Below are 15,067 nucleotides of genomic sequence, written 5' to 3' on the forward strand. Positions count from 1 at the left end.
CTCCCTCGATTGGCTTCAATCAAGGCTTAACCGTGATTCCTTTAGAAATGGTTCGCATGAGCCCAGAGGAGACGAAAATGCGCTTGCCCGACCTGACCGCCTTGCGATCTGAAATCGCCGATCTGCAACCGGTGCGCAGCGTCGGCCGCGTGCGCAGCATCGAGGGAAACGTCGTGGGTGTCGGCGGGCTCTCGACCGTGGCCAAGATGGGGGACAGGGTCAATATACACGGGCGCGACGGCGTTTCGGTCCGTGGTGAGATCCTGCGCATGTCGGCCGATCTGGTGACGATCCTGCCGGATGCATGGCCAGAAGGCATTTCGTTGGGCGACAGGGTGTCGCTTGGCCGGCCGCCCCTTTTGTGGCCGTGCGACGAATGGATCGGACGAATCATCGACCCGTTCGGCGCTCCGCTCGACGGTGCACCGCTTCGGCGCGGTGATCGAAATTGTCCGTTGCGCCGCGACCCGCCCGCTGCCGCCCAGCGGCGAGGCCTGGGTGAACGGCTGGAAAGCGGGATGGCCGTTTTCAACACGTTTCTTCCGATTGTTCGCGGGCAGCGGATCGGCCTTTTCGCGGGGTCCGGCGTAGGGAAATCGAGCCTGCTCGGACATCTTGGGCGCAACATGCAGGCGGATGTCGTTGTCTTTGCCCTTATCGGCGAGCGCGGGCGCGAATTGCGCGAGTTCGTGGAAAATGTATTGGGGCCCGAGGGCATGGCGCGGTCTGTAATCGTGGCCGCAACATCCGACCAATCGCCGATCGTGCGACGGCGCTGCGCCTGGGCGGCGATGTGCGTGGCCGAGTATTTTCGGGACTCCGGGCGTCAGGTTCTGTTCCTGGCAGATTCGATCACCCGCTTCGCAGAAGCGCACAGGGAGGTGGCGACGGCCGCCGGCGAGATGCCGGCGCTGCGCGGCTTCCCGGCCTCGACAGCACATATGATCATGTCGCTTTGCGAACGCACGGGCACAGGGTCGGGTCAGTCGGGCGACATAACGGCGCTTTTCAGCGTACTGGTCGCCGGGTCGGACATGGACGAGCCGGTGGCGGACATCTTGCGCGGGGTCCTTGACGGCCATGTGGTCATGGATCGCGCGATTGCAGAGCGAGGACGATACCCGGCGATCGATCTGCTGCGGTCGGTGTCCCGCAGCCTGCCTCGGGCCGCCAGCGATGACGAGAATGCCCTGATCTCTCAGGCACGTGGCCTTTTGGGGGCCTATGCCAAATCGGAGACCATGATCCGTGCCGGTCTTTATTCCGAAGGATCCGATGCGACACTGGATCAGGCAATCCGCGTCTGGCCGGAACTGGATGCGTTTTTGGCCGAATTGGAGCCTGTTTCAACGCAGAACAGTTTCAATCGTTTGTCGCTAATCCTGCGGCGCGCCGGGCACGACCGATCCAGTCTCAAGCAGGTTCAAAAGGGGATGCAGGGTTCGGAAGGTCAGAAATCCGGTACGCGAGGCGCCGCTGGTCAAAACAGACCTGCGCAAAAGACCGGTCAGCCGCGGCCTCACCAGGGGTCCACTACGAGAAACATTGCACTTCGGTAGATGAAAACGCGGGTCTGCGCAGGCGACAGAAGTCCCACGTCCATGATTTGAACGCGGTGATGCGACTGGTGAACTCGGTCAGCGTGCCTGCAACAGCGTCAAGGCGATTGATGTGGGGGACTGGAACGAAATCGCCTTAAGCTGGTCGCGGACCAGGAAGGCCCTGACCAGGTCTTCACGCGCGCTGTCTTCGGCCAGATCGTCGATCGTCTCCAGCCCCAAAGAGCTGCGTGACTTGTCCTTGAAAATCTCCAGCTGCCGATCAATGTCCAACTGACCGAAGCCGTCCGGCAGACCGAGTGCCGTTTCAAACACCGCGCGCAGGGGCGGGGTGCCCAGAACCCGAAACCATTTGGTGTCTTCGGAGCCGTCCGACTGGGCCAGGTCCAAAAGCTCGCGATCCGCGTTCAGGCTCAGTCGCATGGATTCGTTCTGCTCCCCGACGGCCACTTCGAAAGAACGCGCCCGGAACTTGGCAGTGATATCTGCGGCAAAAAGCGGGTCTTGTGTAAGCGCGCCGCTGCTATTGCCAAACCCAAATGCCTTTGCAAAACGTTGGTAGCGGTCATCCGAGAGCCGGTTTGCCAGGGCGTCGTTCGACTCGGTGCCTTGCTCCAGAACCGTGCGGATCAGGTATCGGTTGTTCAGATCGTCCTGAAGCCCGAAAGCCCCGAGGGCGACGCGCAGAAGACGCCGGTCCCCGACCAGCTCTTCCGCGCTTGTGACCTGGCCGATCGTCACTTCGAAATATTCGGTATCGCGAACGATGCGAGGAGAGTTGTTGAACGCCTCCGCCTGGCTGTTCGCAGTCCTTTGCAAGAACATCCATCCGGCCAGTCCGGACATAGGAATGACCGGCTGGAACATCAGATCGTCCCCTGGACCTTTGTATGCGCGAGCACCCTGTCCTCTCGTGGTATCAAGCTTCGCAGCGATTTGAGGCACTGATAATGCTGGCCTTCGATGACAGCCTCTGTCGCCTTGGTCAGGTTGGCCCTGCTATCCGAGTCGGTAAAGACCTGGCTCAGTTCCTCGATCCGCTTGAGCATCGGCATCCGGGAGTCCTCCGCATTATGATCGCCGGACAGAACAAGCTGCGCGGCATAGCAGGCGCGACGTACCGGCGTGGTCGCCTCTTCCGGGTGAATGGCATCGCGCAGACGTAGAATGTTGGCGTTTGGTGTCATGATTGACAGGCGCGAGCGACGTTCGCCGTTCTCGATGACCGCACCATTGACCAGGACACGTTCCCTCGGGCTGAGTTTCAGGACAAGTCCGCTCATGTCACAGACACTCCTGGGCGGGCCGTGCAGAGGTCCGGCCGGTGTTGACGGCGTTCGGGCGGCGCAGACCCTTCATTACGGCGGTGTTGATTTCGACAAGGGGGGCGACGGAGGCCGTACGGCTGAGCACCTTGGCGCTGTGGATGCGCGTGAACTCAGAAAGATAAAGGATACGGGCCTGAATTTCCGGAGGCAGGGCGTTGGACTTGCTTACGACATCGCCCGCAAGCACGGTCCAGAGCCGGCGATTGTCGTAAATTGCGGCGGCCAGCGCCTTGAAGCCGCTGGGACCTCGATCCGCCGCGGCTTTCAGCCGGCTGGTGATACGCGCGAACGCATCATATTCGTTGTCGCGATCGGTACGTATCGGCTGGGCCTCGTCGCGATAGGCGTTTTGCGCTTTCAGCGTTGCGTTCACGGCTGTCTCCTTCGGGAGGTTTATGCATCAGACCTGTTCAGAGGATTGGAAGCGCCCCCCTTGCGAGAGGGCGCTCCCTGCTGTGTTAACCCCGGAAGAGGCTAAGCAGCTGTTGCGGTGCGCTGTTGGCAATGGACAAAGCCTGGACGCCCAGCTGCTGCTGCACCTGAAGCGCCTGCAGACGCGCCGAGGCTTCTTCCATGTCGGCATCGACCAGCGACCCGATCCCGGATTTGAGCGAGTCCGTCAGGTTCAGGACGAACTCCGCCTGGGTTTCAATCCGACCCCGGACAGAGCCGAAATCCGCCGCTGAGTCGATTGCTGTCTGGATCAGTCCTTCGATGTCTTCCAGTGCCGCATCGGCGCCTTCATCCGTTCTCACATCGATATCTGCCAGGTCTTCGAGGCCGCCGCCCAAGGTCACGTCCGTGGTCTCGATAGCGCTCAGAGTGAAGTCTTCGCCGGTCGTCTCAGAGCCTGTGAAGGTGATCGTGGCAGCGCCGCTGGCTGCGACGGTTACCGCTGCTGCGATGGTGGTGCCTTGCGGAATGTCACCAGCTTCGATGCTGCTTGCGACACGCGCGTTAAACGCATCGGCCAAGGCATTCGCCATGTCTTCTTGGGTGTCACCGTCACGTGCTACGTAAGACACATCGCGCGTCGAGTCGTCGAACGAACCAAGGTTGGCCGACCCGGAAATATTGATCTGAATGGCCGTGCCCGCCTCGACAGAGTCGATTGTCAAGGTCTCGGTCGGTGCTGTGCCTGCGCCGTCCAGATCGGCGCCAGCGGCTGCAGCGACGTTACCACTGACCGTGGTGGCGGAACCAGCGGCAATTATCGTGCCTGTGGTGTAGTCGGTGACTTCGGTGCCGAGGTCGTTCTTGCTGACGTCGATATAGCTGACGCCAACCGTGCCGTTCGAGGCGCGGTCCAGCGAACTGAGGATTTCGACAGTTCCGGTGCCGGCTTCGTTTTCACGGTTCGACAACAGGTTCAGACCATTGAACTGGGCAGCACCCGAGACGGCCGAAATCTGATCGCGCAGAACGTCGATGTCTGCCTGGATCTTGGCACGATCGACGTTCGCCTCCTGGGCGTTCACGATCTTGCCCTTGATGTCGGTCAGCAGGTCCGAGATTGTCTCAGCCGCGTTCTGGGCCACGGCAACCGTGGACTCGCCCAGCGCGAGGCTGTCCGAGATCGATTGAAAACCCTTCACGTCTGCTTCCATCACTTTCGAGATGGCCCACACGGCCGAGTTGTCCTTGGCGGTCGCGACCGATTTGCCGGTCGAGATTTCCGCCTGAGTCGATGCCAGGTTCGAGTTGATCGAACGCAAGGTTTGCAGTGCAACCATTGCGCTGTTGTTCGTCAGAATGCTTGACATAGCATAGTCCTTTAGCTGCGGCGCTTTTGCGCCGTTACAGATTTACCGCCCTTGGGCGATGGTCTCGAAAGTCATTCTGACGTTTGCGATGCGCTTCGTCGGCATCGCGCCATCCGCCCTGGGACGCAGCCCGAGAAATGCCGTCAAAGTGCTAAGAGAGTCCTAAGGCCGATCCGGCTTATGATTGGCATTTAGGACAAATACGCAGCAAACTTGGTGGACCGCTCACGCGCGTTTTTCCAGCTGGCGCGTGATCTGAGCGTCGATGGTTTTCTTCTGCCCGTCCTCGCCGTAGGTTTCCAGCGAGCGGCGGACCTTGCGCACAGCGGCAAGCCTTGCCGAGGCCCGACGAATGCCTTGCAAGGCGCCGTCAAGCAACAATTGGTTACGAGACAGCTTGTCCTGGATGTTCGATATTACGGCCGAATCCTCGGCATCGAGTTGACCCAGCAGGTCGATCAGCGCTTCTTTGCGCTCCAACAGGCGGGCCATCTCGTCCAGATTTCCGCTCAGAACCGCTTGCCGCTCCGCATCCAGAAGGACGTCCAATTCATCGACCAGCGCTTGCGCAGAGGAGTCGTCACTCATTTCTTTTCTCCATCATTGATCTCAGGAAATGTTCGGACAGGCCGATTCCTCCGGCCTGGGCGATCTTGTCCGCAATCGCCTGGCGGTGAAACGAGGCAAACTGATCTTCGCCCTCGCCCCCGGAAAAGGAATTCACCTGCTCGCCGAAACCGGCGGCCTTGAGCATTTCGGCAAGAAACGTTGCCTCGAGCTTCTCGGCCGCCTTGCGCGCTGCGTCTAAAGACGAAGATGAAACAACACGTTTCGCAGGCGGCGTGCCCGGCGTAGGTTTGATGGGTAAATGATCGGTCACCAGAATCCCTCGAATGCTGCGAACTTTCCGGCATTTGACACCAAAGCGGTAAAGAACTGGTAATCACCCTCTGCGAAGTTCGATGAGCGAGGAAGAAATCCCGGAGCTCACGAATGTTGCACATACACTCAACCGAGACTGCCGCCACACCGCCAAAGGGCGGCACCCTGGTGAAAACCGATCTGGTATCGGAACGGGAGAGACCCAACGATAATTCCGGGCCGGCGAGCTTCGCTTCGATTTTCGCCGAGGGTCGGCCGCGCCACTCTCCGGACGTTGTTCCCGTAAGTCTCCAGCCAGAGGCGGATACTCCTGAAAATGTGCCGGACGACCCGGGTGAGCCGCCGCGTGACATCGCCGGAGATGACGCCGCAACCGAAAGTGACGAAGTAGACGACAGTGACGAAGCTGATTCCGTTGCGCGTGTCGCGCGCGACAGCAGTGCGCGCCCCGAAGCTCGGGTTATTCTTGCCCAGCCGGAAAAGGGTGAGGTCGCAAAGCAGGATATGCCACGTCGCGATGGCGGGCCGCCCACGGCGAACGCGCGGTCGATTATCGCGGCACCCGGCGGCAAAGGGTCGGACCGTTCCGGTCCGCCTGACTCCGTACTTCAAGATACCAAGGCGGGGCTTACGGCAGAGAGCGGCGACGTGTTGCAATACCCCGTGCCAAGTCGTGAAAGCACGCTCCAAAGGAACGTCTCCGAGCCTCCGACGCTGCTTTGGCCTGAGGAACCGGGCCAGAACGGGACTGCAGGCCGTGCCGTCGTAGCGGGCGCGAAGGGCGCCGAGGCACCGAGCCTGGCGGCGCCGGGTGTTCTGGCAACCGCCCGCCAGACGACCGTTCCTGTGGGCGTGGCGCCGCAGGCCACAAAAAGCGCTGAAGGCGATCATCACATTTCTGCATTCAGTACGGCAGCGGTCTCCGGTGCGATATCGCGGTCCGCGACCTCCCATTCCGCATCTCGGAACAGTGTCACAGTGGCCGAAGATGTCCGGTCGCGCACCGAAACCGGCACCGCACAGCCCGACGTGCGTGCCAAGAGTGAGGCGGTGATCCAGGGCCATGTCCGTTCAAGCCCGGAGGCTGCTGCGCCATCAAATTCGCAGAAGCAGCCGCGCGAAAACAACCAGACTTTGCCGCAGGCGCCGGCGCCGGAAGCAGACTTCGCCGAACTGCCGCGGCCCGCCAGGCTGGGCAGCGAGCCGACGAGCGTAATCAAGCCCGCATCACCATCGCCGGAGCGTTCCGCGCCGAGCACTGCGGTGGCGCAGCTTGCTGCCGAGCGCACCGCGCGTCCGTTTGCCAAACCCGCGCGCGCGAGTGCCGATGCGTCTGTCGTGCGCGACGCGGCTACATCCCGAATACAGACCGCTCAGGGCATCGCCCAGCCAGGCGGCTTACCGGCAGGTCAACAAGATATGCCGAAGCAAGAGGTGACGCTGTCGGAAACCAGGGTTCGGCCCGTTGCCGAACCGGAAGTGACGTCCACTTCAGCCAAGGGGCCGGCGTGGCAATCCAGCGGGCCCAAGACGCAGGCAGCGGCCATGACCCCAACGCCAACCACGGCTACTCAAGTACCCGGCGCAAGTCGCCTTGGTGAGGATTGGTCGCGCGGGCTTGAGGTCGATGCCAGCCGAACGACTGCATCCGGCGCCTTGACCAGCCAAGTCGAGACAAGTGCGCCGCTGCGTCCCAATGCCCCCATGTCAGCGCTGTCACCAGAGCTGCCGCGCCATGTCGCGGAGCAACTTGCCAGCGGGTTCCGCAGCGGCACTGACAAAAGTGTCGAGATCCGGTTGAACCCGGCCGAGCTTGGGCGTGTGCGAATCAATTTGCAAACCAACGACACCGGCGTGGTCGTGGTCGTGCTGGCCGATAGGCCCGAAACCTTGGACCTGATGCGCAGACATACCGATATTCTCGCGCAAGAGTTCCAGCAGATCGGCTATGGCGCGGCCGAATTCTCGTTTGGTCAAGGCAGTGACGCTAGGTCGGGTCAGGGCAGCAACGAGGATCGTGAGTCGCATCGCCGCGAAGGCGCGGTGCTCGAAGCCAACACGAGAGAGGCTGCCGAACCAGGCAACACGAGGGCGCAGATCGCGCTTGACCGTGTCGACATTCGTCTTTGATCAATCTGAAGGACATTCTCATGGATATCTCCACACTTTCCGCAACCGCTGCCGGAACCGGCTCTCGCGGGTCCGCATCCTCTGCAGGAGAGTCATCCGTACTGAGTTCGGATTTCGAGACCTTCATCCGAATGCTGACGGTTCAAATGGAAAATCAGGATCCGCTCAACCCGATGGAGTCGACGGAATTTGCGACGCAGTTGGCCACGTTCTCGAGCGTGGAACAGCAGGTCAAGACAAACGATCTTTTGTCGGCCCTTGGCGCGCAGATGGGCCTGATGGGCGTGTCGCAATTGTCAGGCTGGATTGGCATGGAAGGTCGCGCGATCGCGCCGGTCGTTTTCGATGGCGCTCCGGTGGCCCTGACGGTCTCTGGCGACACCATTGCCGACCGGCATGAACTGGTCGTGCGAGATAGCGCGGGCACCGAGGTACAGCGTCTGGAAGTTTCCGGCGATCGCGAAGAAATCGCGTGGCTGGGCACCGATCGGGACGGCAACCTTCTGCCCTCGGGAACGTACGATATCAGTGTCGAGTCTTACTCTGGCGACGAAATTGTCGGCTCGACGCCGGCACAGGTCCATGGTCGCATCATCGAAGCCAGGACGGAGGCAGGCCAAACTGTTCTGGTCATGGAAAGCGGCCAGGAAGTGCCGGCATCGGCTCTACTTGGCCTTCGATTGCCGCGATAAGATGAAAAATTTGGCGGATCGGCAACAGCTGGACGCGAAAGGCCAGATTCTTCCGGAACTGTTCGGAATGGGTTTTATTTCGGCCGGTTTTATGGGATAAGCCCGGTGAACAGGTGCTTCGGCATCGTGCAACCAAATGACATGGAGTCTGTCATGAAGAAACTTACGACACTTATCGCAGCTAGCGCTGTCGTTGCAGCTTCGGTTGCGCCGGCCGTTGCAGAAGAAGCGACCACGACCAACGATCCCTTCGTTTCGACGCAATCGCTCGAAACCATGCAAATCGGGGGCGTGACCTACGTTGTTGTCGGTGTTGTCGCCGCGGGCCTTATCGTGGCACTGGCCGACGGCTCTTCCACGACGACGAGCCTGGTGACGAATTAATTCGTCCAACCGTTTAGGTATCTTCGAGCGGGCCTTTCGAGGCCCGTTTTTCTTTTTCCCGGTCTGAATTTCGATAACATGAATCGGCACCGCATCAAGCGCCCCGGGCAACTGATGCCAGGTTCACGTTGCGGGCGCGCCTAAGCGTTTCGAAACACCGCGCTCAGCGCAGGTGGCTCAGCGTGAAATATCCCAGACCTTCGCCAAGCCAGGTGCGAGCCTCGACAATTCTGCCTGAATCGCTGACCAGGTAGTAATTGTTGAACGTGCCCGTGTCCGTCTTGCAAAAAACGTCGATACGCGTCACCGCAAGCCTCAGCGCGCCGCCCTCGTAGGTCTGGCGTCCATCCGGGGTGAACGCGCAGTAGGCTTCGGTTTCCTCAATCTGGTTCTCGCCGTCCAGATGCCGCAAAACCTGCCGTTCAATGCCGTCCTGGCGACGCGAGAGCATCCCCAGCAAGCCGTTGACGCTTGACGACATGAGGTCTGTGCCCAGCCCGCGCGTCGAGGTGATGACACCGCCGCGCGTCGAAACGCTGCGCCGCTCGGACGTCCCCCAGGCCGACCAGGTCCTGTAGGGGCCGTTCGTTTCAATGACGCGCAACACGGCGACGCTGCCGGTTCCTTCGATCTGCATTAGCGCGAAGGGACCATCGCTGGAACTCAACGCGCGACGTATCTCGCGCTGGACAACGCTGTCGGGAATTTCCTTTTTCGCCGGGCCCTGGGCGCGGCGCGAGTCGATCAGGGTCTTGCCGACGGACAGAACCGAAACGCCCTGCCGGGTGTTGGTACAGCCCGCCATAGACAGCGCAGTCAATACCCCGACTGCGAGAAGTAGCGTCTTGCTCGGCGTCATCTCCAGTATTTCCCCCAGCTTTTGGCAACTTCCGGCCGGTGCGACTCGCGGATGGTGTCGTAAAGGCGCCCGTCGACTTCCAGCCGCTGACCGCCGTCTCGGGTAAGGGGACGCAAGACGCCGCTCGCCTTCTGCTTCGTCGGCGTGCCCACCAGCCACGACAGCGGCACGGTGAACCGGATGCCCTTGTCGAAAGACCCTTCGCCGAACTGGCTGGCTGGAACATCCGTGAAAGTGGCGAATGCGCCGATTTTCCATCCATTGGCGAATTCCCGGTCCAGCGTAATCGTACCGCCCCAATCGCCGGCCAGGTAGCGGCCTGCGTCAATCTGGCCGTGAAAGCCGTTTCCGAAATCGTAATAGGCCGAAACGTGGCCGTTGAATTCCGGGATCGTACCGCCGGGTGTCACTCGAGAGCGCAGGCCGAATTGTTGATCGAAATCGCGCGGATGCGTGTAGTTGATCTCGGCACCCAGCGCGAGACGGCTGTCCACAGGCTTCCACAGGACTTCGCCCGAGATACCGGCATACATCCGCTCCAGATAGCCCGCGGTGACACGGCTGTAGAAATCCGGCCAGAGGCGGCCGTATTTAGCGACAGTAAGGTTTTCGATGAACGGCTCGTCCGTGCGGTTGTAGCGGTCCACGTCCGACCGAACCTGAGGCAGTTGAGAGTTGTTTGGCCGCACCGCGCTGTCAAGATTGCCGATCACCTTCTGACCGAGAGATCCCGATACGATCCAGCCCGATCCAAGGTGATACTTGGCCTTGGCGCGGATGCCGATATCGGCCCGTAGCGGATTGCTGGGGTCAAACAGCGACGTGCGCAGATATGGTCCGATCGACCATTCGAACCGCGGATAGACGCTCTCGAAGGGATCGGGATAATCGCCAAAGCGCAACGTGTCGGTAAAGCGTGCGGCGGCAAGCGCCTCGCGCGCCGGCCGGTGCTCCAGACGCTCCAGGTCGGTCCGGCTGAAGGACATCGTGCTGGCCGGGATGCCGTTCTCGATCAGCGTGACATGCAGCATCTCGACCGACGGCGGCAACTCGCGGCTCATGCTGCGCAGCGTGCGCCCCAGGGCCTGGGACGTGGCATCGTACTTTTCGTTGCGGATCCGCACATGTGCGGAGCGTCCGTTCAGGGTCATACCCTCAAGGTCAAGGTCGGATTGTTGAAGGCTTTGTTCCAGCGACGCGGTGATCGCCTGTTCGCGGCCCGGTTGCGTGGTCCAGCCCAGGTCCTCGGCGCTGCGCGGGCCGCGCACGGCAACGGGCAGCGGCGCAAGTTCCGTGCCGCCCTTGACGGAAGGATTCTTGGGATTGAGATTGAAGGTCAGTGATGCGCCGAATTCCTCGCCATGCAGGGCGAAGGCACGCAGCGAGGTGTTCTGGCTTACTTGGTACGTTGCGGCAAAGTTCCACGGGATCGACCGTTTCAGAATGCCGGCAGATTGCGCGGTGTCGTAATTGTCCGAAGAATACTCCGCGCTCAGCAAAAGCTTGTCGGTTGCCTGATAGCTGACCCCGCCGAAGAAGGCGTAGTCACCCTGGAACCAGTCGTCGATATTGAACTGACCGCCCGTGCCGCCCTGGTTAAAGCTGAATGGCGTGCGCGTCCCAAAGCTGCCGTCGCTGGCGTAGCTGCCGAAACGCCCAAAGCCCAGGCCGCCGGTCACGCGCAGGCGGTCGCCGATCGACTTGGTGGCGACGATGTATTCGCCGGACAAAAGGCCGGTGCCGACGAAATCCTGAAGGCCGACCGACACCGCAGGGGTGAAATCGGTCTCATCGAACAGGCGGAACCGAAGGTCGAAACTGCGGTCGTAATAGGTCGAGAATTGCGGGGTGATATCTTCTGTCCCGGCATAGCGAAAACTGCCGGACAGCCGGTCCGTGATCTGAAAGCTCAGCGTCGTCCGGAAGAACCCGTCGAAATATGTGACGTTGGTGGTCAGCTCGCCGTCCGGCGCGACTTCGGCCGTGGGCATGTCGATCAGACCGCCGGGCGTACCATAGTTGTTGGTCGTCCGCGTTATAAGATCGTCGGCGCTTGCCACGGCCGGAAGGCCGAACATCCCAAGCGCGACCAGAACGCGTGTCGGTGTGCGGATCACTGCGCGTTTCCCTTCATTGACGTCCCGTCGACGTTAGCCAAGCAGATGTGATTCCGACACCGCCCGAAGCGTCGTGTCATTCGATAGATATCAGGAGTCACATCAATACCACGTCTTCAGATGAATACCGTTGCCAGCATGGTTGCCATGGCACCCAGAGTGATGCCCATACCCAGCCATAGCACGGATTTCCAGCGCAGGCCGCGCGTTGGTTCTGGTTCGGGCGAAGATTGGCGGATCAACGCGCTTTCGACGATCTTCGGCAAGCGCGGCCCGTAGCGCGACAGCACCATCAGCGTGCGGCGCAGGTCGCGCACCGCGGCGCCGGGGCCGATATTCTTGCGGATGTAATCCTCGACCACCGGCTTGGCGACCTGCCAGATATTGGTCTGCGGGTTCAGGCTTCGCGCGACACCCTCGACAACGACCATCGTCCGTTGCAGAAGGATCAGTTCGGTGCGGGTTTCCATCCCGAATCTCTCTGTTACTTCAAAGAGATAGCTTAACAGCCCGCCCATCGAGATCTTCGAGGCATCCATGCCGAAAATCGGTTCGCCCACGGCTCTAAGGGCACGAGCAAACTCGTCCACGTCGCGGTCGGGCGGCACGTAGCCGGCCTCGAAATGCACTTCGGCGACACGTTGGTAATCGCGCTTGATAAAGCCATAGAGGATCTCGGCATAGACCCGGCGGGTGTACTCGTCGATATGCCCCATGATCCCGAAATCATAGGCGATGATATCGCCATTTGGCGCGACCTTCAGGTTGCCCTGGTGCATGTCGGCGTGAAAAAACCCGTCGCGCAGGGCGTGTTTCAGGAACAGCTGCAACACTCGTTCGCCAAGCTCGGCCCGGTCGTGGCCGGCGGCGTCTATGGCGGCGTTGTCGCCCATCGGCGCCCCGTCGGCCCATTCCATCACCATCACGCGCCGCCCGGACATATCCCAGTTCACGGCCGGCAGGCTGAAGCCTTCGTCCTCGGCGGTGTTGGCGGTGAACTCGCTGGCCGAGGCCGCTTCGAGACGCAGGTCGAGTTCTCCGTTAACCACGCCCTCGAAATGGGCGATCACGTCGCGCGGTTTCAGGCGGCGGGCGGACGGGGACAGTACCTCGATCATGCGTGCCGCGAAATAGAACGCGTCGATGTCCCTGCGAAAGGCCCGCTCAATTCCCGGCCGCAGCACCTTGACCGCCACGTCCTGCCCGGTTTCGCGCAGCCGCGCCTTGTGCACCTGCGCGATCGAGGCGGCGGCAATGGGGTCGCTGAACTCCGAGAAAACGGCCTCGACCGGCTGACCCATCGAACTGGCGACACTGGCCTTGGCCACTTCGGCATCGAAGGGTGGAAGCTTGTCCTGCAATACGCGCAACTCCTGCGCCAGCGCATCGCCCACGATGTCGGGCCGGGTCGAAAAGACCTGCCCGAACTTGATATAGGCCGGGCCCAGCGCCGTCAGCGCGCGCAGGGCAGGCGGCATGTTGGTGTCGCCCTTGTAGCCCAGCCATTGAAACGGCCAGGCCAGGAACCGCATCGTCCCGCGAACCAGGGGTGGCGCGTCCATCGCATCCATGATCAGCCGCATCGCGCCGGTGCGTTCCAGCGTGGCGCCCGTGCGGATCAGGCGCAGGATGTTGTGCGGTCCGCGCATGGCTCAGATCTTCCAGCCGGAATGCAGGCAAGCGATCCCCATGCTGAGGTTGCGGTACTTGGCCTGCTCGAACCCGGCCTGGCGCACCATGTTCAGAAAGGTTTCCTGGTCGGGGAACTTGCGGATCGATTCCACCAGGTACTGATAGCTGTCGCGATCCCCGGCAATCGCCCGGCCCATCTGCGGAATGATGTTGAACGAATAAAGGTCATAGACCTTCTGCATCAGATCATTGGGGATCTGGCTGAATTCCAGCACCATCAGCCGCCCGCCTGGTTTCAGCACGCGAAAGGCCTCGTTCAGGGCCTCCTGCGGGCGGGTGACGTTCCGGATGCCGAAGCTGATCGTGTAGACGTCGAAACTGTTATCTGCAAAGGGCAGCGCCATCGCGTCGCCCACCACCCAGTCGAGGCTCGCCGCCATCTGCTCCGCCTCGGCCCGCTTGCGCCCCTCGACCAGCATCGGTTCGGTGAGGTCCAGCACCGTGGCGTGGCCCGAGCCGGCCCGTTTCAGAAACCGAAAGGCGATGTCGCCCGTGCCGCCCGCCACGTCCAGCAGGCGCTGGTCCGCGCGCGGGGCCAGCCAATCCATCATCGCGTCCTTCCAGACACGGTGGATGCCGAAGGACATCGCGTCGTTCATCACGTCATATTTCGACGCGACCGAGCCGAACACGCCGCGCACGCGGCCTGCCTTCTCCTCCTCGGGGATGTCCTCGTATCCGAAATGCGTTGTTTTCCCGGTCATTTATCCCCGCGGCCTTGCCGTTTGATCCTCAAGTCCTTCTTATAGGTCGCCGGGGGCGGGTTACAATGCGCCCGTTTGGTCGCAGAGGGAGCGGAATGCCGGAATTGCCAGAGGTCGAGACAGTGCGCCGCGGGCTGGAGCCTGCGATGACCGGTGCCGTGATTGCGTCGGCACAGGTCAACCGCCCCGACCTGCGCTGGCCCTTTCCGCCGGGCATGGCCACGCGGCTGACCGGACAGCGTGTCCTAAGCCTGCGGCGGCGCTCGAAATACATTCTTGCCGACCTGTCCTCGGGCGAGACGCTGTTGATTCATCTCGGCATGTCCGGCCGGATCCTGATCTCGGGCGATCCGCTGGGGCAGTTCGTACACGACCATCCCGCTGCGGAGAAACATGACCACGTGGTGCTCGACATGGTCAACGGCGCCCGCATCACCTTCAACGACCCGCGCCGCTTTGGCGCGATGGACCTGATGGCCACCGACAACGCCGAGGCCCACCCCCTGCTGGCCAAACTCGGCCCCGAGCCCTTGGGCAACAAGTTCGACGAGCCTTATCTCGTCGCAGCGCTGAAGGATAAGAACACCCCGATCAAATCCGCCCTGCTGGATCAACGAATCGTGGCAGGGCTGGGCAATATCTACGTCTGCGAGGCGCTCTTCCGGGCCGGAATCTCGCCCCTGCGCCGCGCCGGACGCATCTCGGCCAAGCGGGTCGCGGCACTTGTTCCGATCATCCGCGCCGTGCTGAACGACGCGATCCTCGCGGGCGGGTCCTCGTTGCGCGATTTTCGCCAAGCCGATGGCGAGCTTGGATATTTTCAGCACAGCTTCGACGTCTACGACCGCGAAGGTGCCCCCTGCCGCCGCGCTGGATGCCCGGGAAATGTGCGCCGCGTCGTGCAATCGGGCCGTTCCAGCTTCTACTGCGCGACCTGTCAAAGATAACCTTGATCCG

The 15,067-nt window shown here is 61.6% G+C and carries 15 protein-coding genes; 5 read left to right on the top strand and 10 right to left on the bottom strand.

Annotated features, from left to right (window positions below; genetic code table 11):
* Nucleotides 1-77 precede the first annotated feature (77 nt).
* Nucleotides 78-1,559, top strand: coding sequence for a FliI/YscN family ATPase (locus XM53_RS17210; RefSeq protein WP_082631072.1), 1,482 nt, complete (start codon nt 78-80; stop codon nt 1,557-1,559).
* 78 nt (nt 1,560-1,637) lie between these two features.
* Here XM53_RS17210 and XM53_RS17215 read toward each other — a convergent pair whose 3' ends face one another.
* The 6 genes from XM53_RS17215 to XM53_RS23760 all read right to left on the bottom strand — a co-directional run bounded on the left by XM53_RS17215 (nt 1,638) and on the right by XM53_RS23760 (nt 5,530).
* Nucleotides 1,638-2,426 (bottom strand): DUF1217 domain-containing protein, encoded by a 789-nt coding sequence (locus XM53_RS17215; protein WP_057795555.1) that lies wholly within the window; start codon nt 2,424-2,426, stop codon nt 1,638-1,640.
* The gene (gene flbT / locus XM53_RS17220) at nt 2,426-2,842 is read right to left on the bottom strand and encodes a flagellar biosynthesis repressor FlbT (RefSeq protein ID WP_057795557.1); all 417 of its coding nucleotides are present in this window, start codon (nt 2,840-2,842) and stop codon (nt 2,426-2,428) included. Before flbT ends, XM53_RS17215 begins: the two co-directional genes overlap by 1 nt.
* A gap of 1 nt (nt 2,843) precedes the next feature.
* Complete coding sequence (gene flaF / locus XM53_RS17225) at nt 2,844-3,260, bottom strand: flagellar biosynthesis regulator FlaF (protein WP_057795559.1); 417 nt, start codon at nt 3,258-3,260, stop codon at nt 2,844-2,846.
* Between the two features lie 85 nt (nt 3,261-3,345).
* Nucleotides 3,346-4,650 carry a flagellin N-terminal helical domain-containing protein gene (locus XM53_RS17230; RefSeq protein WP_057795560.1) on the bottom strand — a complete coding sequence of 435 codons (1,305 nt, stop codon included), beginning with the start codon at nt 4,648-4,650 and terminating at the stop codon, nt 3,346-3,348.
* A 225-nt stretch (nt 4,651-4,875) separates the two neighbouring features.
* A complete protein-coding gene (locus XM53_RS17235) occupies nt 4,876-5,238 on the bottom strand; it encodes a flagellar protein FlgN (RefSeq protein ID WP_057795562.1) in 363 nt (120 codons plus the stop codon).
* On the bottom strand, nt 5,231-5,530 hold the full coding sequence (locus XM53_RS23760; protein WP_236544538.1) for a rod-binding protein: 300 nt from the start codon (nt 5,528-5,530) through the stop codon (nt 5,231-5,233). Before XM53_RS23760 ends, XM53_RS17235 begins: the two co-directional genes overlap by 8 nt.
* A gap of 170 nt (nt 5,531-5,700) precedes the next feature.
* Between XM53_RS23760 and XM53_RS22605 the strand changes: the two genes are divergently transcribed.
* The 3 genes from XM53_RS22605 to XM53_RS17265 all read left to right on the top strand — a co-directional run bounded on the left by XM53_RS22605 (nt 5,701) and on the right by XM53_RS17265 (nt 8,738).
* Nucleotides 5,701-7,662: a flagellar hook-length control protein FliK gene (locus XM53_RS22605; RefSeq protein ID WP_160321406.1), complete on the top strand. Its 1,962-nt coding sequence runs from the start codon at nt 5,701-5,703 to the stop codon at nt 7,660-7,662.
* A 20-nt stretch (nt 7,663-7,682) separates the two neighbouring features.
* Entirely contained in the window at nt 7,683-8,354 is a 672-nt protein-coding gene (locus XM53_RS17260; RefSeq protein WP_057795572.1) for a flagellar hook capping FlgD N-terminal domain-containing protein, read from the top strand.
* 153 nt (nt 8,355-8,507) lie between these two features.
* Complete coding sequence (locus XM53_RS17265; RefSeq protein WP_144435585.1) at nt 8,508-8,738, top strand: hypothetical protein; 231 nt, start codon at nt 8,508-8,510, stop codon at nt 8,736-8,738.
* Nucleotides 8,739-8,901: 163 nt separating this feature from the next.
* Here the strand turns inward: XM53_RS17265 and XM53_RS17270 are convergent, their stop codons facing one another.
* The 4 genes from XM53_RS17270 to ubiE all read right to left on the bottom strand — a co-directional run bounded on the left by XM53_RS17270 (nt 8,902) and on the right by ubiE (nt 14,110).
* Nucleotides 8,902-9,597: a YjbF family lipoprotein gene (locus XM53_RS17270; RefSeq protein WP_082631075.1), complete on the bottom strand. Its 696-nt coding sequence runs from the start codon at nt 9,595-9,597 to the stop codon at nt 8,902-8,904.
* Nucleotides 9,594-11,714, bottom strand: a complete 2,121-nt coding sequence (locus XM53_RS17275) for a YjbH domain-containing protein (RefSeq protein WP_236544539.1) — start codon at nt 11,712-11,714, stop codon at nt 9,594-9,596. The genes XM53_RS17270 and XM53_RS17275 overlap by 4 nt, the downstream gene beginning before the upstream one ends.
* Nucleotides 11,715-11,830: 116 nt before the next feature.
* The gene (ubiB, locus tag XM53_RS17280) at nt 11,831-13,363 is read right to left on the bottom strand and encodes a 2-polyprenylphenol 6-hydroxylase (RefSeq protein WP_057795578.1); all 1,533 of its coding nucleotides are present in this window, start codon (nt 13,361-13,363) and stop codon (nt 11,831-11,833) included.
* A gap of 3 nt (nt 13,364-13,366) precedes the next feature.
* Entirely contained in the window at nt 13,367-14,110 is a 744-nt protein-coding gene (gene ubiE, locus XM53_RS17285; protein WP_057795580.1) for a bifunctional demethylmenaquinone methyltransferase/2-methoxy-6-polyprenyl-1,4-benzoquinol methylase UbiE, read from the bottom strand.
* A gap of 95 nt (nt 14,111-14,205) precedes the next feature.
* Between ubiE and mutM the strand changes: the two genes are divergently transcribed.
* Entirely contained in the window at nt 14,206-15,057 is an 852-nt protein-coding gene (gene mutM, locus XM53_RS17290) for a bifunctional DNA-formamidopyrimidine glycosylase/DNA-(apurinic or apyrimidinic site) lyase (RefSeq protein WP_057795582.1), read from the top strand.
* Nucleotides 15,058-15,067 lie beyond the last annotated feature (10 nt).

This window comes from Roseovarius atlanticus, from assembly GCF_001441615.1.
Lineage (GTDB): Bacteria > Pseudomonadota > Alphaproteobacteria > Rhodobacterales > Rhodobacteraceae > Roseovarius > Roseovarius atlanticus.